Genomic DNA, 20,168 nt, shown 5'->3' with positions numbered 1-20,168 from the left:
ATGGAGGACCCCCGATGCAGGACCCCATGCCCGCGGCACCCAAGCCGGAGATCCTGGCCGCCTTCGAGGCCGCGAAGGGGTTCATGCCGCTCCATGAGGGGCTCGCGCTGTACGAGGCCGCGATCGAGGCGGGCCGGCTCGGACTGCCCCTGCTGGAGGTCGGCACGTACTGCGGGCGCTCCACGATCCTGCTCGCGGACGCGGCGCGCGCGGCCGGGGTGACGGCGATCACCGTCGACCACCACCGGGGCAGCGAGGAGCAGCAGCCCGGATGGGACTACCACGACCCGGCCACGGTCGACCCCGAGATCGGCCGGATGGACACCCTTCCCACCTTCCGCCGCACCCTCCACAAGGCGGGTCTGGAGGACCAGGTGGTCGCGATGGTCGGCCGTTCGCCGCAGATCGCCGCCTTCTGGTGCACACCCCTGGGTCTCGTCTTCATCGACGGCGGTCACACGGACGAGCACGCCTCCGGCGACTACGAGGGCTGGGCACCGCACGTCGCCGAGGGCGGCCTCCTCCTCATCCACGACGTGTTCCCCGACCCGGCCGACGAGTTCACCGGCCAGGCCCCCTACCGCGTCTACCTCCGGGCCCTGGAGTCCGGCGCGTTCACCGAGGTCTCGGCGACCGACTCGCTGCGCGTCCTGCGGCGAACGGGAGCGGGGATCTGAGAGCGCGGTTAGAGTCGCAGACGTGTCGTACGTAGGTCCTGACTTCGATCCTCCCAACCCCCGTCGCTCCCGGCGTGGGCCGATGACGCTGGCGGTGGCCGCGCTGGTGCCGGGGGCGCTGGTGGGGTGGCTGGTGTGGCAGGCGGTGGGTGACTCGGGCAGCGGGGGCAGTACGTCCGCCACGTCGACGACCTCCTCCGGCACACCCGGGGCTTCCTCCGCGGCACCCGGATCCGCCTCCGCCGCGGCGCGGACACCGAGCGCGTCCGGGACGGACGACGGGAAGCCGCCGAGCTCGACCTTCTCCGGCCCCGCCACTCCCGCGGCCTCGGACCTGCCCGCCGCCGCGGGACCCCTCAAGGGCAAGGTCGTCGTCATCGACCCCGGGCACAACCCCGGGAACTTCCAGCACTCGGCCGACATCAACCGAAAGGTGAACATCGGCACGAACTGGAAGGAGTGCGACACGACCGGCACGTCGACCAACGCGGGTTACACCGAAGCCCGGTTCACGCTCGACGTCGCCCGCCGGCTGCGTACGCTCCTGCAACAGGCGGGCGCCACGGTGAAGTTCACCCAGGACGGCGACCGTTCCTGGGGCCCGTGCGTCGACGAGCGGGCCCGCGTCGGCAACGACGCGCACGCCGACGCGGTCGTCTCCATCCACGCGGACGGCTCCGCGGCCGGCAACCGCGGCTTCCACGTCATCCTCCCCGCGTCCGTCCACTCCGGCGGCGCCGACACCCGCGCGATCGTCGCCCCCTCCCGTGATCTCGGCGAGCGCATCGCGGGCAACTTCGTCCGCGACACCGGCAGCGCGCCCTCCAACTACATCGGCGACGGCACCGGACTCGACGTCCGCAGTGATCTCGGCGGTCTCAATCTGTCAACGGTTCCGAAGGTGTTCATCGAGTGCGGCAACATGCGCGATAGCAAGGACGCTGCGTTGCTGACCAGCGGCGCGTGGCGGCAGAAGGCGGCGCGTGGGATCTCTGAGGGAATCGTGAGTTTCCTGCGCGGGTAGTGATCGGCGGATCGAACCCGACGGACACCCTGATCGGACGGGCGATAGTGTCGTCCCTACGATGAGGGGCCACCCCCGCGCTTCACACCAGGGCCTTACGGCGACATGGTGTCAGCGACGCCTCCACCGACGACGAGACGACTGACGAAGGACCTGAAGTGAATATCCGCTCCCTCACTCGAGGCGACGGCGTGGTGATCGGAGCAGCGGTATTGCTGTTCATCGCGTCGTTCCTCGACATTTTTTCGATCGACGGGGCCTCTAGCAGTGCCAGCATCCCCAGCGCCTGGTCGAGCGGACCGCTGCTGCTGAGCGTGGTCCTGGCCGGCATCATCGGGGCCGCGCTGGTCATCGTCTCCCACGGCCTGCCGCAGGTGCCCAAGATCGTCGGACTCGACCTCGGCCAGTTCGGCGTCGCCTTCACGGTCTTCGCCGCGTGGAGCGCGCTCGGGAACGTCTTCGACCCGATGGGCGGCGTCGACAACGTCGGCAACGCCACGGACGCGGGCGTCAGCGCAGGCACCGGCATCATCCTCGCGTTCATCGCGACGCTGATCATGGCCGCCGCCGCCATCGCGACCCCCCTCGTCCCGGCCCTCCAGGCCGCGCTCGTCCCCGCTCCCAAGCCCGCCGCGCCCCAGCCGTACGGCGCCCAGCCGCCCGGGGGTTACGGGTATCCCGGTGCCCAGCAGCCGGGTCAGGGCTTCGGTGGTCAGCCGCAGCAGGGGCAGGCGTTCGGTGGTCAGCCCAGCCAGCCGCAGCAGGCGCCGGCCCCGCAACCGCAGCCGCCCGCCGGTGACTTCTCGCCGTTCTGGTTCGCCGTACCGGTGCCGCGTCCGCTGTTCTCGGAGGACGGTTCGCAGGCGCCGATCGCCGAACTCGCGCCGGGTACCTGGTACCTGGCCGTGGAGCAGCGCGGCGCGAACCTGGTGGCGCAGACGCAGGACGGCCGTCGCGGCGTGCTGCAGGACACCTCCGGGATCCAGCGCGGCTGACCTGCCGCGTCCGCTCCCGTACGGCCTCCTACGGCCCCTCGTCCTTCCGGGCGGGGGGCCGTTGCCGTACAGTCGGCTGGCCCGCACGTGACTGACGTCCCGTCAGAACCAAACGCCTGGAGGGTTCATGCGGCTCGGCCTCGCACTCGGCTACTGGGGGCGCGGCCCCTCCGCGGACCATCTGCCGCTCGCCCAGGAGGCGGAGCGGCTCGGTTATCACTCCGTGTGGACCGCCGAGTCCTGGGGCTCGGACGTCTTCACCCCGCTGACCTGGATCGCCGCGCACACGACCCGTATCCGGCTCGGCACGGCCGTCGCGCAGATGGCCGCCCGCTCCCCCACGACCACCGCGATGCACGCGCTCACCCTCGACCACCTCTCGGGCGGGCGCATGATGCTCGGCCTCGGGCTGTCCGGGCCACAGGTCGTGGAGGGCTGGTACGGTCGCCCGTTCCCGAAGTCACCGCTGACCGCGACACGGGAGTACGTCGATGTCGTACGCCAAGTCCTCAGGCGCGAAGGGCCCGTCGAGCTGGACGGCCGCTTCCACAGACACCCCTACCGGGGCGAGGACGGCACCGGGCTCGGCAAGCCGCTGAAGCCGATCACGCATCCGCTCCGCGCCGACCTGCCGATCCTGCTCGGCGCCGAGGGGCCGAAGAACATCGCGCAGACGACCCGGATCGCGGACGGCTGGCTGCCGCTGTACTGGTCGCCGACCCGCCCAGGTGCCTACGAGGCCGCGCTGAGCGATCTCCCCGCCGACTTCCTCGTCGCGCCCATGGCCCATGTCCGCGTCTGCGACGACGTCGCCAAGGGGCTGCTGCCCGTGAAGGCGATGCTCGGCTTCTACATCGGCGGGATGGGGCACGCGGCGCGCAACTTCCACGCCGATCTGATGGCACGGATGGGGTACGAGGAGGAGGCCCGGCTCATCCAGGAGCTGTTCCTCGCCGGACACCGCCAGGAAGCGGTGCTCGCCGTCCCGGACGCGTTCGCCGACGAGATCTCCCTCGTCGGACCGCGTGAACGCATCGCCGAGCGGCTGGAGTTGTGGCGCAAGGGCCCGGTGACGGACCTGCTGGTCCTGTCACCGGACCCGCACACGCTACGGGTCCTCGCCGAGCTCAACTCCTAGGTCCTGTCGGCTCAGCGGAAGATGGCGATCGGGTCCAGGGTCAGCTCCCCGGTCCCGCTGATCCAGGTGCGCACCTTGCCCAGGCACCGGGCCTGGAACTCCCCGGTGTAGTAGTCCTCGTTGCGGAACTCCCCGCGCCCCTCGGACCCGGCGCAGGTGATCTTCACCTGAGCGGACGCTTCCCCGCTGCCGTACCGGGCACGCAGCACGACGTCACCGCTGTCCGTGCGGTGTGCGGTGAAACGGCCGGTGACGGAGACGAACTCCGACATGACCGCGCTCAACGGCGCCTTCCCGGGCTCGGGCCCGTCCCGCAGGCTCTCGGCGAGCGCCCGGTTGAGAACGAGCCTGCCGGTAGTGAGGTCGGCGTCCACGACCACGTCCTCCTTGCGCATGGTGTCCATGAGCAGCCGTATCACCGTGATGGGCGTGTTCTGCCGGACGTACGTGGTGACGCTCTCCCGGGTGACGTCCCGCTGGAACCTCCCGCCCCCGAAGCCCAGCTTGCCCAGCAGGCCGAAACCGGTGGTGGAATGGGTGCGGTCGGCGACCTCCTGCTCCACGGGGACCGCGAAGCCGCCGCTCAGGATGAGATCCCTGACGCGCTCCTCGTGCAGGTAGAAACACATGCCGAGGACCGTGCGTCCGCCGTGTCGGCGCCGGCGGCGCAGCCATCCCCACCGCACCAGCGCGTACCGGAGCAGGACGACGCAGCAGACCGCGGTGAGCAGCCAGACGACCACCCACCCCCACCACAGACCCCACCACTGACTGTCAGTGACACCCACGGATCTCCTTGAACGCGTCGGAGAGGGAGGAGAGGCCGGCGTCGACCATGCGGCCGCCGGTCGCGGCGGCGGCCCGTTTCAGGGCCCCCGCGTCGGCCTCTCCGAAATGGACGGGGAAGGTGGGCACCTCACGTGCCGCGGCGCCCAGTTGACCGTGTCGGCGCAGGAACTCCTCGTATCCGATACCCGCGTTGCTCTCGCCGTCCGTCATCAGCACGATGGAAACGGGCCGTTGCGGCTCGTCCGCCACCGCGTCGGCGGCGATCGCGTAACCGCGGTCGAGGGCCGACCAGACGGCGGTGGAGTCGTCGAAGCCGCCGTCTGCGACGACCTTGTCGAGGGTGCGGAGATCGCCGTCGTCGTGCACCGTCACGGTCCGCTCCTGAAGGACGCCGCCGCCGAACCGGACCACCGTGAGGCGTTCCCCGCGGTAGAACCGGGCGAACTTGCCGGTGGAGGTGGGGTCGGCGCCGCTCAGGCCGGCGAACGCGGCGCGCAGCTCGGCGATCCGCTCGCCCCGCATGGAGCGCGAGAAGTCCAGCAGGAACACCACCTGGTCCGTGGTCCGGCGGGCCGGATCACCGTAGTCGGCCACGAGCCGCCGCACGATGGACAGCCGGTCGGGAAAGGACAACGCGTTGCCGACGGCGGCCTCCCGCAGCCGCCGGAGGGGCTCGACGTCCTGATCGACGGGGCGCCGCCAGGTGCGCTCCATGAGCTTGCGCTGGACGTCGTCGCGCAGCAGCCAGTCCACCACCGTGTGGTACGCGGACCGCTGCTTCCCGTCGAGCAGCAGCAGCGGGAAGTCGGACAGCACCATGCCGTCCTCGGGGTAGACGATCTCCAGGGGGTGGGCCGGCTTGCCGCCGGCGTTCAGCGACAGCAGTTCGGACTCGTGGGCGATGAGCGCGTTGGCCCGGCCCTGATCGCGTACGTAGCTGTCGATCAGGTCGTGTGAACTGGCGCCGGTGAGGGTCTGGCCCGAGCGGAAGCCGCGCAACCGGTCGCAGGAGACGTCCTGTTCGCGCAGTGCGGTGCCCGTCCCGGCGGCGGCGGTGGCCACCCCGACGAGCGCGGCGCGGCCGGTGTCACTGCGACGTGGGTCGGCCATCCCGAACCGCACGGTCCCGTCGGCCGCCGCGTCCGCGATGTCCGCCCACGAGAGCCGCCCGCCCGGGACCCCGGCGCGCAGCTTGGCCGCGACGTCGGGGGTGAGACCGACGACCACGGGCGAGCGCATGATCGGGGTCGACTCGGGGCGCATCGGCCGCTCGCCGGACTCCTGGAGCCGCAGCAGGAACGAACGGTCCGAGGCGAGCCAGGCCAGGTCGTACGAGGACTTCTTCCCGGCCGCGGGCCACTGCCCGGCCAGGTCGGCCGTGGCCTCGTACTCCATGTCCAGCTCGACCCCGGTGTCCTCCTTCAGTTCGCCCAGCAGTGGGGCCAGGTCGGCGAGTTCGGGGCTGGCGAGGACCCGGAGGGTGACGTCCTCCCTGCCCCGGGTGCAGGAGGTGAGGGCGGCCAGGAGCACCAGCGCCAGGCAGGCGGTCAGGGCGCGGGCGCGGCGGCTCACGGGGTGTCCCGCACGGGCGGCGGGCAGTTGCCCACGTAGTCGATGATCTTCTCCAGGACGTCCAGGTCGGGCTCGTACACCTTGGTCTGGTCGCGGTTCGGCCTCGGCACCTGGACGCCGTGCTCGCGCAGGTACGTGTTCAGCTGCTCGCTGGTGCCGTCCTCGCCGGAGAACCGGACGCGAAAACCCAGCTCGATGGCCCGCTGGCGCAGTTCGGGGTCCGACTCGATCAGGTCGCTCAGCTTGTCGCCCTTGTCGCTGAGGGAGATGAGCTGGGGCTCGGTGAGGGCGTACGGAGTGGGATAGAGGAGGACGCGGCTGGTGTCCTGCTTCTTGTGCTTGGCGACGTATTCGATCTGGTGGGCCAGGTACTGGTGTTCGTAGATCACGGAGATGGGGGCGATGCTCTCGCCGAGGTCGGAGAAGTAGCTGTCGGCCTGCTCGTCGGCCCACATGCCCTGGAGGTTGATGAGCGGCTTGATGTCCTGGGCGATGCTCCGCACCTCGTCGGCCGCCGCCTGGGGGTCGTTCGTGTGCTGTGTGCCCGGCGTGCGGTTTCCGTTCTTGACGAACGCGAGGATGCTCAGATAGGTCCCGGCGGAGTTGGACTCGCAGACGCTGGAGGTGCGGACCAGGACACGGCCGCTGTTGCTGCGGCCGGTGTCGCCGTAGCCGATGCCGTTCCAGGTGTCGACGCTCGCGCCCTTGCCGTCCCCGGAGACGTCGGCGGCCTCGCCGGCCGTGCGGGCGTCGTCGTCCCTGCCGTTGAGCAGGCCGGTGAACTTCCGCATGTCGAGGTCGTAGTAGAGCGTGTCTGTGCCGCTCCCGAGACGCTGCGCGGTCGCCACGCCCGCCCGCTCCAGGGTCTCGGCGTAGTCCCGGAACGTCGCCAGCACCAGCGGAGTCACGAAGGGACGCGCCGACTTCACCGAGTGGTCCTGCCGGTTCAGGATCAGCTTCGCCGCGGGCTGGCCGGACGGGAAGACCACGTCCATGCCCTTCAGGGACTGCGTGGCTATGCCCCGGGAGCCGAGCCGGTGGATGTCCACCCGTAAGCCGTGCTCCAATAACAGCCGCCGCACCTCGGGGTCTTTGAAGAAGTCCGACTTGGAGGCCATCCTGGCCTCGATGGTGGTGATGCGGTCGAACGGCCGCAGCGCGTTGCCCGAGACGGACAGGGCGATCAACCCGGCCAGGGCCAGGGGCAGTACGACGATGATGTGACGCGGGAGGCGGCGTCCGGCCCGTTGGCGGGTGGTGAGTCTCGGTTCCTCGATCGCGGTCGGTCTGCTGAGCTCGGACACCGCTTGCCTGCCTCTCCCCCCGGGGGAAGGATCGTCAGGCACGACATCGAACAACACCCTGCGGAAGCCTCAACTCCAGCTGAAGGAGAGGCAAAGGCCACCCTGTCCGGTGCGGCAGTGTTGCCGCACCGGACAGGTCGGGGCTCGTAGGACGGGCGGGGCTCAGCCGCCGGACAGCTGCGAGGCCGACGGCACCTTGTCGGTGACCGGGGCGCCCGCGCTCTTGCCCGCGTCCTTCACCTTGTTGATGATGTCGTCGAACGAACCCACGGTCGCGTCCGTCGAGTCGCCCTTGCGGAGCTTGGACGGCAGGTTCTTGAGGGCGTCGATGCCCGCGGTGAGCGGGGCGACGGCCTTGGAGAGTGTGGGGTCGCCCTGGGCGTTCCTGCTCGCGGCCTTGAGCCGGTTGTAGGCGAACGTGCCGGCCACGGCCGCCTTGATCAGGGCGGTCCTGCGGCCCTTGGCGCCCTTCTTGAACTTGCCGGCCTTCCAGGGCTTCACGATCCACTGGTAGGTGGCTCCGGCGGCCAGGCCCGCGTTCGCCACGAAGCGGGTCTTGGAGAGCTTCTGTTTCTCCACGGTGCTGCTGCTGGACGGGGTGGCGGCCGCCACGACGGCGGCGGTGTTCTTGGTCGCGTTGCTGCCACTGCCACAGGCCGTGGCGCCGGCGAGCAGGGCGCAACAGACGGTGAGCGCCACGGCGAGGCGCCGTATCGGTACAGGCACGGTGTCCTCCGGGGAAGTGAACGGTTCTCCCGGCCAGCGGGAGACACGGCTCTTCCAGCAGGCTCACCCGAACACGGCCGCCGCGCCACTCGAGCGAGGCGTTCGGGTTCCGTCCCCCAGGGGTTTCATCCGCGGATACGCGGCAACCCGGAGGTCATGTCCCCTCGATATCGCAACGGTTCCAACCAAGCGGGCACGGTCGTCGCGATCGTCGCCGACGTGATGGCCGTCATCCTCGGCCTGTGGATCCTGATGTACCTCCTGGACGCGAACCGGGCCAACGACCTGGTCCAGTTCGTCCACAACGTGGCGAGCTGGCTGGCCGGCTGGTCCCGCGACCTGTTCACCTTCGACAGGGCGTGGGCACGCGTGGTCGCCGGTTACGGCCTGGCCGCCGTCGTGTACCTCTTCGTCGGCCACGCCATCGCCAACCGCATGCACCGCCACTGAGCCACCCCCGCCGCGCCGCCGACATACCCCACCGGGCCGGACCGGGCCCAGGGCCGGACCGGGCCCAGGGGCCGGACAGGTCCTAGCAGCACTCCGCGTCGAGGCCCAGCGGCAGACGCTCCCCGCCGAAGACCGCGCAGGTCGCCTCGTCGCCGCCGAGCGCGGCGACGGCGAGGAGCAGCGAGCCGGCCGTCCAGCTGGTGAGTTCCTCGGGCCAGATCGTCCGGGCGTCGAAGACGTAGCCCGTCCAGTAGAGGCCCGTCTTCGGGTCGCGCAGGTGCTGGATGGACTGGAGGATCTCCAGCGCACGGTCGGACTCGCCCACGGCCCACAGCGCCAGGGCGAGTTCGGCCGACTCGCCGCCGGTCACCCACGGGTTGGGCACCACACAGCGCACGCCGAGCCCCGGCACCACGAACCGGTCCCAGCCCTCGGCTATCCGGGCCTCGGCCTCGGCGCCGGTCAACGCGCCGCCGAGCACCGGGTAGTACCAGTCCATCGAGTAGCGGTCCTTGTCGAGGAACCGCTCGGGGTGCCTGCGGATCGCGTGCCGCAGTGCGCCGACCGCCAACTCCCAGTCGGGCTGCGGTTCTTCGCGCTGCTCGGCGATGGCGAGCGCGCAGCGCAGCGCGTGGTGGATGGACGAACTCCCGGTCAGCAGGCCGTCCTCGACCGCCGTGCCGTCCTCCTCGCGCTTCCAGCCGATCTGCCCGCCGGGCTGCTGGAGACGCAGCACGAACTCCACGGCCGCGTAGACCGCGGGCCACATCCGGTCGAGGAAGGCGTCGTCGCCGGTGGCGAGGTAGTGGTGCCAGACGCCGACCGCGATGTAGGCGCAGAAGTTGGTCTCCCGGCCGCGGTCGGTGACGTCGCCCGCGTCCCCGTCGGCGTAGGCCGCGTACCAGGAACCGTCCTGGTTCTGGTGCCGGGCCAGCCATTCGTACGCCCGCTCGGCCGCCTCGTGCTCCCCCGCCGCGTCCAGTGCCATGGCCGCCTCGGTGTGGTCCCACGGGTCGAGGTGGTGCCCGCGGAACCACGGTATGGCGCCGTCGGGCCGCTGCACCCCGAGGACGGCCCGCACCGTGGCGGCGGCCTCCTCCGCGGTGAGGACCCCGGGCAGGACGAGGTGTTCTGTCCGGGGCGTGCGTGGAGTCGTCACGAAGCGTCCACCGCGGCGGCGTCGAGGGGCAGGTGGGGCTTGGTCGCGTACGCCACGAAGCTCTTGCCGATCAGCGGGTTCAGCGCGTTCTCGGCGACCCGGGTGGCCAGGGGCTTCTTCATGATGTCCCAGACCAGCAGCTTGTGGTACGCCCGCACGGGCAGCACCTTGTCGTTGTCGACGCCGAACGCGCACTTCAGCCACCAGTAGGGGCTGTGCAGGGCGTGGGCGTGATGGGTGCCGTACGGCTTGAGCCCGGCCTCCTTCATCTTGCCCAGCAGTTCGTCCGCCTTGTAGATACGGATGTGGCCGCCCTCGACCTCGTGGTACGCGTCGGACAGGGTCCAGCAGACCTTCTCCGGTCCGTAGCGCGGCACGGTGATCGCTATGCGCCCGCCCGGCTTCAGCACGCGCACCATCTCGGCGAGGACGCCCTTGTCGTCCGGGATGTGCTCCATGACCTCGGAGATGATCACGACGTCGAAGGACGCGTCGGGGAAGGGCAGTGCGAGCGCGTCGCCCTCCATCGCGGTCGCGGTGGCGCCGGCCGGGGCCTCGCCCGCCTCCTTCATCGCCGCGAACCACTTGGCGACCTCGCGGATCTCCTCGCCGTTCTGGTCCAGCGCGACGACCTGGGCGCCGCGCCGGTAGCACTCGAACGCGTGCCGGCCGGCACCGCATCCGAGGTCCAGTACGCGGTCGCCCGGGGCGAGCGGGAACCGGGAGAAGTCGACGGTCAGCACGTGGCCCTGCTTTCACGATCGGAGGTGGGGGTGACGCCCGTCGCCGGGCCGAAATCTACGGGGCCGGGGGTCCCTGCGGCGCCGGTGCCGGTGCCGGGGGTGGAGACAGCGCCCGCACCGGCCGTGGCGACGGCTGCGGGGGCGTCCGGCGCGACGGCACCCGCCACGGCGGCCTCGCGGGCGGAGGCCGCCACCACGGCGGACACCTGCGGGTCCGGGACCACAGCACCCGGCAGGGCGGTACCCGGCGCGACGAGGGTCCCGCGCGAGCGGAGCCGAGCGTGGGAGAGGGCCATTGCCTCGCGGTAGTGGGCCACCGTGCCCTCGGCGGCACGGGCCCAGGTGAAGCGGTCCAGTACCCGCGCGCGTCCGGCGGAGCCGAGCCGAGCCCCGAGTTCCGGGTCGCCCAGCACCCGGCTCAGCGCGGCGGCCAGCGCCCCCGAGTCGCCGGGCGAAACCGCGAGGCAGGTCTCGCCGTCGGGTCCGGCGACCTCCGGGATCGCCCCGCCGGTGGTGGCCACCAGCGGCGTCCCCGTGGCCATCGCCTCGGCGGCGGGCAGGGAGAACCCCTCGTACAGGGAGGGCACGCAGGCGACCTCGGCGGACCGTACGAGGTCGACGAGCTCCGCGTCCGAGATGCCCTTGACGAACTCGACGGCGCGTTCGAGGCCGTAGCGCTCTATGGCCTGGGCGACCGGCCCGTCCTCGGCACGCTTGCCCACGACGACGAGATGCGCGCCGGGGTGCTCGGTGCGCACCTTGGCAAGGGCCTCCACGAGGTGGATGAGCCCCTTGAGGGGCACGTCCGCGCTGGACGTGGTGACGATCCGGCCCGGCACCTGCGGCACGGACGGATCGGGCGAGAAGAGGTCGGTGTCCGCGCCGATGTGCACGACGTGGACACGGTCCCGGGCGACGCCCAGGTGGTCGACGATCTCCTGCTGCGAGCTGCCGGAGACGGTGAGCACGGAGGGCAGACGGCGCGCGACACGCTTCTGCATGCGCGTGAAGGCGTACCAGCGGCGCACGGACGCGCGGCGCCTGCGCCCCTCGGCGGCGTCGAGCTCCAACTGGCGGTCGACGGTGATGGGGTGGTGGATGGTGGTGACCAGCGGCGCGCCGACGTCGCCCAGCAGCCCGTACCCGAGCGTCTGGTTGTCGTGCACGACGTCGAAGTCCCCGCGCCGGGCACGCAAATGGCGGCGGGCGCGCAGGGAGAAGGTCAGGGGTTCGGGAAAGCCGCCGGTCCACATCGTGCCGACCTCGACCGCGTCGATCCAGTCGCGGAACTCCTCGCGCTTCGGGGTGCGAAAGGGGTCCGGCTGGCGGTACAGGTCGAGGCTGGGCAGTTCCGTGAGGGTGAGGTTGTGGCTCAGCTCGGGGAGGTTCTCGTCCAGCACGGGGTACGGCTGGGATCCGATGACCTCGACCCGGTGGCCGAGGCGGGCCAGTTCGCGCGAGAGGTGCCGTACGTACACGCCCTGACCGCCGCAGAACGGGTTCCCCTTGTACGTGAGGAGCGCGATGCGCAACGGTCCGTCACCGTTGGTGGCCGCGCCCGCTCCGGGGCCCGCCTCCATGGCCTCAGCGGTCACTTACGGCCCCCTTCTCCCTGCACTTTCCCGCGAGATTACGCCGGGACGCTAATCTAGAACAAGTTTCAGACTTGATCGTTCGAGGAGCACTGAATCTACCGGCAGGTAGCGTCTCTGTGAGCAGTGGATCAGGTGATCCGCGCCACGACGGAAGCGTCGCAGCGGATGACATGACGGATGTGTTCTGACCCACGGAAGTGTCTGCCATGCTGTCTCGTCGCTCCTCCAGCTGAACCACGGAACGGGACCCATGCCTGCGGAAGTCAAGGTGGAAGCCAAGTCCGCGCGACCCGCCGCGCAGCCGGCCTCTCCCCCGCTCACCGAGCGGCAGGAGGCACGCCGCCGCCGGATCCTGCACGCGAGCGCGCAGTTGGCCAGCCGGGGCGGCTTCGACGCGGTGCAGATGCGCGAGGTCGCGGAGTCCTCGCAGGTCGCCCTCGGCACGCTCTACCGCTACTTCCCCTCGAAGGTCCATCTGCTGGTCGCCACCATGCAGGACCAGTTGGAGCACATGCACGGCACCCTCCGCAAGAAGCCGCCGGCCGGGGACACGGCGGCGGAGCGGGTGGCGGAGACGCTGATGCGGGCCTTCCGCGCCCTGCAGCGCGAGCCGCACCTCGCGGACGCCATGGTCCGCGCGCTGACCTTCGCGGACCGCAGTGTGAGCCCCGAGGTCGACCAGGTGTCCCGGCAGACCACGGTGATCATCCTGGACGCGATGGGGCTGGACGACCCGAGCCCCGCCCAGCTCTCCGCGGTCCGGGTCATCGAGCACACCTGGCACTCGGCCCTGATCACCTGGCTCTCCGGCCGCGCCTCCATCGCCCAGGTCAAGATCGACATCGAGACGGTGTGCCGCCTGATCGACCTGACGGAGCCGACCGGGAAGCCCTAGGCCCTGGGCGCACGAAGGCGCGTGAAAACCTACGAGACGGGTTCCCTTCGCCGGCATGGTCCGGATCAGGTAATGGAGGTCGCCTTCGGGTCCGACTACTACCTTCAGGCCTCTCAGCCCGACCGTCGACGTCGGCCCCGGCGGAAGTTGCTGCCTCTCGCCAAAGTCGGCTACTCCGGTTGAACTCCCTCACTCGCCTCGTAGGCCATTACCAGCATAGAACGCCTACAGCCGAATGAAACCACCCAAAGAGGGACTTTTTTTCGACATCGCGCCCGGCCGTGCCCACCGCCTCAGTCCTCCGGCGGAAACACCGGCTCCCCGCTGCCCAGCAGCGTGATCATGATGGCCTCCACCGGACAGCTCTCCGCCGCCTCCAGGATCCTCTCGTTCGCGTCGGTCTCCGCCTCGGCCGGATGCGACTGCATGGCGGTGTCGAGCCGGAAGGCCTCCGGGGCGCGGTGGACGCACTGGGCGGAGCCGATGCAGACGGAGCGGTCGACCTCGACCCCCCAGCGGTCACCCATCGTCAGGCCTCCCAGCCGGCCGGCAGGTGGATCATCTTGTGCTCAAGGAACTCGCCGTAGCCTTCGGGCCCGAACTCCCGCCCCAGCCCCGAGTTCTTGTAGCCGCCGAAGGGGCCGAGCATGTCGAGGCTGAAGGTGTTCACGGAGTACGTGCCGGTACGGACCTGCCGCGCGACGTCGATGCCGTGCGCGACGTCCGCCGTCCAGACGCTGCCGCTCAGCCCGTAGTCGGAGTCGTTGGCGATCTTCACTGCCTCGTCCTCGTCGCCGTACGGGAGAAGGCAGATCACCGGCCCGAAGATCTCCTCCCGGGCGATCCGCATGGAGTTGTCGACGTCTCCGAAGAGGGTCGGCTCGACGTACCAGCCCCGGTCGAGCCCGTGCGGACGGCCACCGCCCGTGAGGATCTTGGCGCCTTCCTCCTGGCCGATGCGGATGTAGTCGAGGTTGCGCTGCTGCTGGCGCCTGGCGACCAGCGGACCGACCTGGGTGGCCGGGTCCAGCGGGTCCCCGACGACCAGCGCGCCCGCCGCCGCGGCGAAGGCGTCCGCGAACTCGTCGTAGCGCGAGCGCGGCAGCAGGATCCGGGTCTGCGCGACGCACGCCTGCCCGTTGTTCATCCAGGCCGCCGAGACGATCCCGGGGACGGCGGTGGCGAGGTCCGCGTCCGGCAGGACCACCGCCGCCGACTTCCCGCCCAGCTCCAGCGTCACACGGGTGAGATTGCGCGAGGCGACCTCCATCACGCGCCGGCCGGCCGCGACCGATCCGGTGAAGGAGACCTTGTCGATGCCGGGGTGTCCGACCAGGTACTCGCTGACCTCGCGGTCGGCGGGCAGGATCGACAGAACGCCCTCCGGCAGCCCGGCCTCCTTCGCGATCTCGCCCAGCAGATAGGCGTCCAGCGGCGATTCGGGCGACGGCTTCAGTACGACCGTGCAGCCGGTCAGCAGCGCGGGCGCGAGCTTGGCGGCCGCCACGAACTGCGGCACGTTCCACGGCACCACGGCCGCGACCACGCCCACCGGCTCGCGTCGCACGAGGATCCGCCCGAGGACGCCGTCGCGTGTCTCCTCGTACGTGAAGTTCCGCGCGACCGTGAGCGCCGCGTCCCACACCATCATCGCGCCGAGGGCCTGTGCGAGGACGCTCCAGGAGTACGGGGAGCCGTTCTCGGAGGAGATGACCCGGGCGATCTCCTCGTGCCGTACCGCGATCCCGTCCTTGATCCGGGTGACGACCTCGATCCGCTCGTCGAGGCTCATCCGGGGCCAGGGCCCTTCGTCGAACGCCCGGCGCGCGACGGCGACCGCCCGGTCCACGTCCTCGGTCGACGCGTGCGGGACGCGTCCGATGACCTCCTCGGTGTGCGGCGAGATCACCTCGATGACGTCCTTGCCCAGGGGGTCCGTCAACTCCCCGCCTATGAACAGCTGTCCGTGCTCCACGAGCTCGGTCATGACCGACCGCCTCCCTGGTTTCTGACGCTTCATCAGATATGAGAACTGATACCAGCTCCGGTCGACGGAGTCCACGGGCCGGACCCATGACTCGCGCACCGACTCACGCACGCCCACAGAACGGTTGGTTCGAGCACCCAATGGAATCGGTTCTAGTTATAGTGGCGAGAACACGGCGATTGGTGGGAACCCATGACGCAGGTGACCGATCACGGCGGGGGCGTACGGTCGATCAGGGTCCCCATCCCGGACAACCCGCTCGGCACGACGCTGGTCCATCTCGTCGACACCGACCTGGGCCCCGTGCTGATCGACACCGGCTGGGACGACCCGGCCTCCTGGGACGCCCTCGCCGCCGGGCTCACCGCCTGCGGCGTCTCCGTCGCCGAGGTGCACGGCGTGGTCATCACCCACCACCACCCCGACCACCACGGTCTGTCGGGCAAGGTGCGGGAGGCCTCCGGGGCATGGATCGCGATGCACGCGCTGGACACCGCGATCGTGCGGCGGACCCGGGAGAACCGGCCCGACCGCTGGTTCTCCTACATGGCGGACAAGCTGGCGTCCTCCGGCGCCCCCGAGGAGCACGTGGCCCTGCTGCGCGCGGCCCGCACGGCCCGGCTCTCCACCGGCCTGCCCGGCTTCGCCCCCGCGCTCCCCGACCGTGAGATCGTCCCCGGCGAGCTCCTCCACCTGGCGGGCCGCCGCCTGCGCGCGATCTGGACCCCGGGCCACACGCCCGGCCACGTCTGCCTCCACCTGGAGGAGACCCACCCGGCCGCTCTCCCCGGCAACGGCCGCCTCTTCTCCGGCGACCACCTGCTCCCGAAGATCACCCCGCACATCGGCCTGTACGAGGATCCCGACGACGCCACCGTCGCCGATCCCCTCGGCGACTATCTGGACGCCCTGGAGCGCGTCGGCCGGCTGAACCCGGCCGAGGTGCTCCCGGCCCACCAGCACGCCTTCACCGACGCGCCCGGCCGCGTACAGGAGCTGCTCGCACACCACGAGGACCGGCTCACCGGCCTGCTCGCCCTCCTGTCGGCCCCGCTCACCGCCTGGCAGCTCGCCGAGCGCATGGAGTGGAACCGCCCGTGGGACCAGATCCCCTTCACCTCCCGCAACATCGCGGTGTCGGAGGCCGAGGCCCATGTACGCCGCCTGGTGAAACTGGGCCGGGCGGAGGCGGTGGCGGGGAGCGATCCGGTGACGTACGTGGCGTTGTAATGCGGTGGAGACGGCGGGGGCCCAGCTGATAGCAACGGCTCATGGACCCCCTGGAAGCACTTCTGGCCGAGCGCGCCTGCGAGCGTCTCGTCCTCGACTTCGTCCACCGTCTCGACCTCGGTGAACCCGCCTCCGTCGCCGGGCTGTTCACCGAGGACGGCGTCTGGCGGTGGCCGGAGGGCGATCGGCTCGTCGAGGGTCGTGCGGCCCTGGGCGCGTACTTCGGCGCGCGCCCCGCGGACCGGCTCTCGCGCCGCGTGATGGCGAACGTCCTGGTCACCGTGGACTCACCGACCCAGGCGCGGGCCACCTCGTACTTCACCACCTACCGGGTCGACGGCCACACCGGCGGCATGGTCCCGGCCGGACCCCCCGTGCAGATCGGGCACTACGAGGACGCCTTCCGCCGGGTCGACGGGACCTGGCTGCTCTCGACCCGCACCCTGTTCCTGCCCTTCGGCGGCCCCACCCCCCGTCAGCGGCCCTCCGCCGCGTAGTCGAGCCCCTCCTCGTACGGCATCCCGAACCCCTCCTCGTACGCCGCGCGGTAGGCGCGGTCGCCGATCTCGGCACGGATGCGCAGTTCGTGGGAACGGCGGGTGGCGAGGAGGTCGGGCGAGTCCATCTGGGCCCGGCCGGTAAGTTCCCAGACGCGTGCGCCGATGCCGAGGAGGCGGGCGGCGCGCGGGCCGTCGCCGGCCGCGACGACCGCGGCGGCCAGGACGTCCAGCGCCATCGCCGCGCCGACGGTGTTGTGCAGCAGGCCGTGCCCGGCGAGCGCGGTGCGGGCGTTGTCGACGGCGGCGCGGACCTCTCCTCGGGCCAGGTCCGTCTGGGCGACGATCCCGTCGGCGAAGGCGCCCGCCCACGACTCCCCGCACGCCACGCTGGCCTCGCGCACCTCCTCGGCCACCGTCCGCGCCCGGTCGTGGTCGCCGCGCAGCAGGTGCGAGAAGGACAGCGCCACCCGGACCTGGAGCTGGGCGGCCCCGAACCCGTCCTGCCTGATGGGCAGTCGGGGCGTGGCGGACAGTACGTCGATCGCCTCGCCCAGCCGTCCGCTCAGCGCCAGCTGGCCCCCGGTGAGATACGCGGCGGCCACCACGGCCACCGGGTCGGCCTGGGTGTCCGCCGCGTCCGTGCAGCGCTCCGCCCAGTCCGCCGCGACCTCCAGGTCGCCCTGGAGCAGCGCCACCGCGCCGCGTGCCCACAGGGCGCGGGTGCGGTCGGGTCCGGGCGGCGGGTCGGCGGCGAGCGCGAGGTCCAGACAGTGCTGGGCGTCGCGCAGAGACCCGCAGTGCCGCCACAGGAAGCCGAGGTCGGCCGCCATCCCCAGGGCGATCCGGCGGTCGGGGTCGGTGAGCGCGCAGTCCATCGCGGCGCGCAGGTTGGCGTGTTCGGTGAGGGTGCGTTCGCACCAGGCGATCTGCCGTCCGGTGTTCCACTCGGTCCATCCCTGGCGGACCAGCCGCCGGAAGTGGTCGCGGTGGCGCAGCCGCACGGCGTGTTCCTCGCCGAGGGCGCGCAGCCAGTCGGCGCCGAACTCCCGGACGGTGTCGAGGAGTCGGAAGCGGGCCGGGTCGGTGCGGTGGCGCTGCACGATGGACTGCTCGACGAGCCGGGCGAGCAGTGCGGCGACCCGTCCGCCGGGCAGCGGGCCGCCCGCGCAGACCTCCTCGGCGGCGCCCAGGCAGAAGCCGCCCGCGAACACCGAGAGCCGGGCCCACAGCAGCCGCTCCAGCGGTGCGCACAGTTCGTGGCTCCAGCCGATCGCCGTGCGCAGTGTCTGGTGGCGTGGCGGTCCGGCGCCGTCCCGCGGGGCGCTGAGCAGGTCGAGCCGGGACGGCAGGCGTTCGCCGAGCTTGCCGTGGAGCTGGGCCAGGGACAGTTCGCAGAGGCGGGCGGCGGCGAGTTCGAGGGCGAGCGGGATGCCGTCGAGGCGGCGGCAGACGGCCTCCACGGTGGGGCGGTTGGTGTCGTCGAGGGTGAATCCGGTGAGGGCGGCGCGGTCGGCGAACAGGGTGACCGCGTCGTCGGCGACCGGCAGCGGGTCCAGGGGCAGTACGAGTTCGCCGGGCAGTCCGAGCGGTTCGCGGCTGGTGACGAGGACACGCAGGCCGGGCAGGGCGGGCAGCAGGGTCTCGACGAGTGCGGCGCAGTCCGCGAGGACGTGTTCGCAGGAGTCGAGCACGAGCAACAGCCGTTTGCCGTCGGCCCATTCGGCCACCACCTCGGTGACGGGGCCGGTGGACTGGTCGGTGAGCCGCAGCGCCTCCACGACGGCGAGGCCGACCAGGCCCGCGGTGTGCAGGGGGGAGAGTTCCACCAGCCAGACGCCGTCGGGGTAGGCCTCCTGGACCCGGCCCAGGGCGCGCAGGGCGAGCCGGGTCTTGCCGACTCCGCCGACGCCGACGACGCTCAGGAGCCGGTGTACGCCCACCGTGGGGTCCAACTCCGTCGCCAGCCAATGGAGTTCCTCCCGCCGCCCGACGAAGCTGTGCGTCTCGGGCGGCAGATTGCCGGGGCCGCCGCCGGTCGGATGCGTCGGCTCGGTCGTTTTGTCGGACACAGCGACCAGTCTGGACGGATCATGACCGGCTCCGGTGACTGTCCGGGAACTCGGACAGAAAGGCGTCGGCACCACGACAGTTCCGGGCACCTTTCGACGAGATGCGATCAACTCCCTGTTGGTGAGCATGCGGCGGTCTCTGTTCGGAGATCGTCGGATGATGGGCACGAGGGAGCAGGGGCAGCGAGATCGACGAGAACGCCAACACGACCAAGGACACCAAGAACAGTGGGATCGGCCGGAGCGGCCCGAACACCGGATGCTGCTCGCGCCGCTCGTCACCTGTCTGCTGATCGCCGTCCCGGATCTGTTCTTCGACCGGGTACCGCCGCTCATCACCCTGCTGCTCATCGGCCCGCTGCTGGCCTGCGCCCGGCTCGGCGTCCGGCACACCGTGCTGGTGTGCTGCTGGTCGGCGGTCCTGGGCCTGGCCATGGGGATCGGCGACGACGCGGTGCCGAGCGCCGGCTTCGGCATCCGCTGGGGCGGACTTCTCGTCGGCTGCGCGCTCACCGTGTACGCGGCCCGGCAGCACGACCGCCTCCACGACCGGCTGGCGCGGGCCCGCGAGGTGGCCCGGGTCACCCAGACGGCGGTCCTGCGGCCCATCTCCCGTACCTTCGACGGCACCCGGGTCTGTACCCGGTACCACAGCGTCTCGCACGAATCGGCCGTCGGCGGCGACCTGTACGACGTCGCGGTGACGCCGTACGGCCTGCGGGTCCTCGTCGGCGACGTACGCGGCCACGGTGTCGAGGCGCTCCGGCTGGCCGCCGACACCATCACGGCCTTCCGTGAACTCGCCCACGCCGCACCCGACCTGACGACCCTCACCGCCGAACTCGACGCCCTTCTCGCGCCCGGACTGGGCCCCGAGGACTTCGTCACCGCGGTGCTCGCCGAGTTCGCGCCCGGCGAGGTGCGGCTCGTCAACTGCGGCCATCCGCCCCCGCTGCGCTCCGGCCACCGCATCGAACTCCTCGAACCCCTCGTCCCCACCCCGCCGTTGGGCCTCGGTCCCGACCCGCGCCAGTACCGCGTACGGCTCCAGCCCGGCGACCGGCTGCTCCTCTACACCGACGGCCTCACCGAGGCCCGTGACGCGCAGGGCGCCCCCTTCCCCCTCCTCGGCGAGGCGGCCCTCGCCCTGCGCGAGGCGCTGCCCGACGAGGCCCTGCGGGCCCTGCACGCCCGCCTGCTCGCCCACACCGGTACCGCTCTCGCCGACGATCTCGCCCTGGTCCTGTGCCAGCCCATGGAGGCAACGGTTCCGGCACCGGTGCCGTGACCGATGAATCCGCGACGCGACGGGAGT

19 protein-coding genes are annotated in these 20,168 nt (G+C 71.4%); 9 read left to right on the top strand and 10 right to left on the bottom strand.

Translation table 11 applies throughout. The features are described 5' to 3' along the window. Positions 1–26 precede the first annotated feature (26 nt). The 4 genes from ACZ69M_RS03175 (at position 27) to ACZ69M_RS03160 (ending at position 3,834) form a co-directional block, all read left to right on the top strand. Positions 27–677: a class I SAM-dependent methyltransferase gene (locus tag ACZ69M_RS03175; RefSeq protein ID WP_470046381.1), complete on the top strand. Its 651-nt coding sequence runs from the start codon at positions 27–29 to the stop codon at positions 675–677. 22 nt (positions 678–699) lie between these two features. Then, complete coding sequence (locus tag ACZ69M_RS03170) at positions 700–1,701, top strand: N-acetylmuramoyl-L-alanine amidase (RefSeq protein ID WP_470046170.1); 1,002 nt, start codon at positions 700–702, stop codon at positions 1,699–1,701. A 158-nt stretch (positions 1,702–1,859) separates the two neighbouring features. Next, positions 1,860–2,696: a hypothetical protein gene (locus ACZ69M_RS03165; RefSeq protein WP_470046169.1), complete on the top strand. Its 837-nt coding sequence runs from the start codon at positions 1,860–1,862 to the stop codon at positions 2,694–2,696. Positions 2,697–2,823: 127 nt separating this feature from the next. Then, positions 2,824–3,834, top strand: coding sequence for an LLM class F420-dependent oxidoreductase (locus ACZ69M_RS03160; protein ID WP_470046168.1), 1,011 nt, complete (start codon positions 2,824–2,826; stop codon positions 3,832–3,834). 11 nt (positions 3,835–3,845) lie between these two features. Here ACZ69M_RS03160 and ACZ69M_RS03155 read toward each other — a convergent pair whose 3' ends face one another. The 4 genes from ACZ69M_RS03155 to ACZ69M_RS03140 form a co-directional block, all read right to left on the bottom strand. Beyond that, on the bottom strand, positions 3,846–4,622 hold the full coding sequence (locus ACZ69M_RS03155) for a hypothetical protein (RefSeq protein ID WP_470046167.1): 777 nt from the start codon (positions 4,620–4,622) through the stop codon (positions 3,846–3,848). After that, the gene (locus tag ACZ69M_RS03150) at positions 4,609–6,195 is read right to left on the bottom strand and encodes a substrate-binding domain-containing protein (RefSeq protein WP_470046166.1); all 1,587 of its coding nucleotides are present in this window, start codon (positions 6,193–6,195) and stop codon (positions 4,609–4,611) included. The genes ACZ69M_RS03155 and ACZ69M_RS03150 overlap by 14 nt, the downstream gene beginning before the upstream one ends. After that, on the bottom strand, positions 6,192–7,499 hold the full coding sequence (locus ACZ69M_RS03145) for a hypothetical protein (RefSeq protein ID WP_470046165.1): 1,308 nt from the start codon (positions 7,497–7,499) through the stop codon (positions 6,192–6,194). The genes ACZ69M_RS03150 and ACZ69M_RS03145 overlap by 4 nt, the downstream gene beginning before the upstream one ends. Before the next feature lie 162 nt (positions 7,500–7,661). Then, on the bottom strand, positions 7,662–8,225 hold the full coding sequence (locus tag ACZ69M_RS03140; RefSeq protein ID WP_470046164.1) for a hypothetical protein: 564 nt from the start codon (positions 8,223–8,225) through the stop codon (positions 7,662–7,664). 156 nt (positions 8,226–8,381) lie between these two features. Here ACZ69M_RS03140 and ACZ69M_RS03135 point away from each other — a divergent pair, with 156 nt between their 5' ends. Continuing rightward, on the top strand, positions 8,382–8,675 hold the full coding sequence (locus ACZ69M_RS03135) for a hypothetical protein (RefSeq protein ID WP_352045653.1): 294 nt from the start codon (positions 8,382–8,384) through the stop codon (positions 8,673–8,675). Positions 8,676–8,757: 82 nt separating this feature from the next. On the opposite strand, the gene ACZ69M_RS03130 is transcribed toward ACZ69M_RS03135, so the two are convergent. From ACZ69M_RS03130 to ACZ69M_RS03120, 3 genes are read right to left on the bottom strand one after another with little or no spacing between them, the layout of a single operon-like run. Next, positions 8,758–9,834, bottom strand: coding sequence for a prenyltransferase/squalene oxidase repeat-containing protein (locus ACZ69M_RS03130; RefSeq protein ID WP_470046163.1), 1,077 nt, complete (start codon positions 9,832–9,834; stop codon positions 8,758–8,760). After that, entirely contained in the window at positions 9,831–10,577 is a 747-nt protein-coding gene (locus ACZ69M_RS03125; protein ID WP_403687670.1) for a class I SAM-dependent methyltransferase, read from the bottom strand. The genes ACZ69M_RS03130 and ACZ69M_RS03125 overlap by 4 nt, the downstream gene beginning before the upstream one ends. Beyond that, positions 10,571–12,172, bottom strand: coding sequence for a glycosyltransferase family 4 protein (locus tag ACZ69M_RS03120; RefSeq protein ID WP_470046162.1), 1,602 nt, complete (start codon positions 12,170–12,172; stop codon positions 10,571–10,573). Before ACZ69M_RS03120 ends, ACZ69M_RS03125 begins: the two co-directional genes overlap by 7 nt. 250 nt (positions 12,173–12,422) lie before the next feature. Here ACZ69M_RS03120 and ACZ69M_RS03115 point away from each other — a divergent pair, with 250 nt between their 5' ends. Then, complete coding sequence (locus ACZ69M_RS03115) at positions 12,423–13,067, top strand: TetR family transcriptional regulator (RefSeq protein ID WP_470046161.1); 645 nt, start codon at positions 12,423–12,425, stop codon at positions 13,065–13,067. A 293-nt stretch (positions 13,068–13,360) separates the two neighbouring features. Here ACZ69M_RS03115 and ACZ69M_RS03110 read toward each other — a convergent pair whose 3' ends face one another. Together ACZ69M_RS03110 and ACZ69M_RS03105 are read right to left on the bottom strand one after the other, a co-directional pair. Continuing rightward, positions 13,361–13,594 (bottom strand): ferredoxin, encoded by a 234-nt coding sequence (locus ACZ69M_RS03110; protein WP_099941092.1) that lies wholly within the window; start codon positions 13,592–13,594, stop codon positions 13,361–13,363. A 2-nt stretch (positions 13,595–13,596) separates the two neighbouring features. Then, entirely contained in the window at positions 13,597–15,054 is a 1,458-nt protein-coding gene (locus tag ACZ69M_RS03105; protein WP_054230942.1) for an aldehyde dehydrogenase, read from the bottom strand. Between the two features lie 192 nt (positions 15,055–15,246). On the opposite strand from ACZ69M_RS03105, the gene ACZ69M_RS03100 reads away from it, so the two are divergent. Both ACZ69M_RS03100 and ACZ69M_RS03095 read left to right on the top strand, forming a co-directional pair. Then, the gene (locus ACZ69M_RS03100) at positions 15,247–16,284 is read left to right on the top strand and encodes an MBL fold metallo-hydrolase (protein ID WP_470046160.1); all 1,038 of its coding nucleotides are present in this window, start codon (positions 15,247–15,249) and stop codon (positions 16,282–16,284) included. Between the two features lie 41 nt (positions 16,285–16,325). Next, positions 16,326–16,781, top strand: a complete 456-nt coding sequence (locus tag ACZ69M_RS03095) for a nuclear transport factor 2 family protein (RefSeq protein ID WP_470046159.1) — start codon at positions 16,326–16,328, stop codon at positions 16,779–16,781. On the opposite strand, the gene ACZ69M_RS03090 is transcribed toward ACZ69M_RS03095, so the two are convergent. Beyond that, positions 16,760–18,853 (bottom strand): ATP-binding protein, encoded by a 2,094-nt coding sequence (locus ACZ69M_RS03090; RefSeq protein ID WP_470046158.1) that lies wholly within the window; start codon positions 18,851–18,853, stop codon positions 16,760–16,762. The two genes, ACZ69M_RS03095 and ACZ69M_RS03090, sit on opposite strands and share 22 nt — an antisense overlap. 259 nt (positions 18,854–19,112) lie before the next feature. Between ACZ69M_RS03090 and ACZ69M_RS03085 the strand changes: the two genes are divergently transcribed. Further along, positions 19,113–20,141 carry a PP2C family protein-serine/threonine phosphatase gene (locus tag ACZ69M_RS03085; protein WP_470046157.1) on the top strand — a complete coding sequence of 343 codons (1,029 nt, stop codon included), beginning with the start codon at positions 19,113–19,115 and terminating at the stop codon, positions 20,139–20,141. The last annotated feature ends 27 nt before the right edge of the window (positions 20,142–20,168 follow it).

The organism is Streptomyces sp. NPDC107454 (assembly GCF_055582885.1).
Note: the sequence above shows the minus strand (reverse complement) of the source record. Positions and strands in the feature narration are given on the sequence as shown.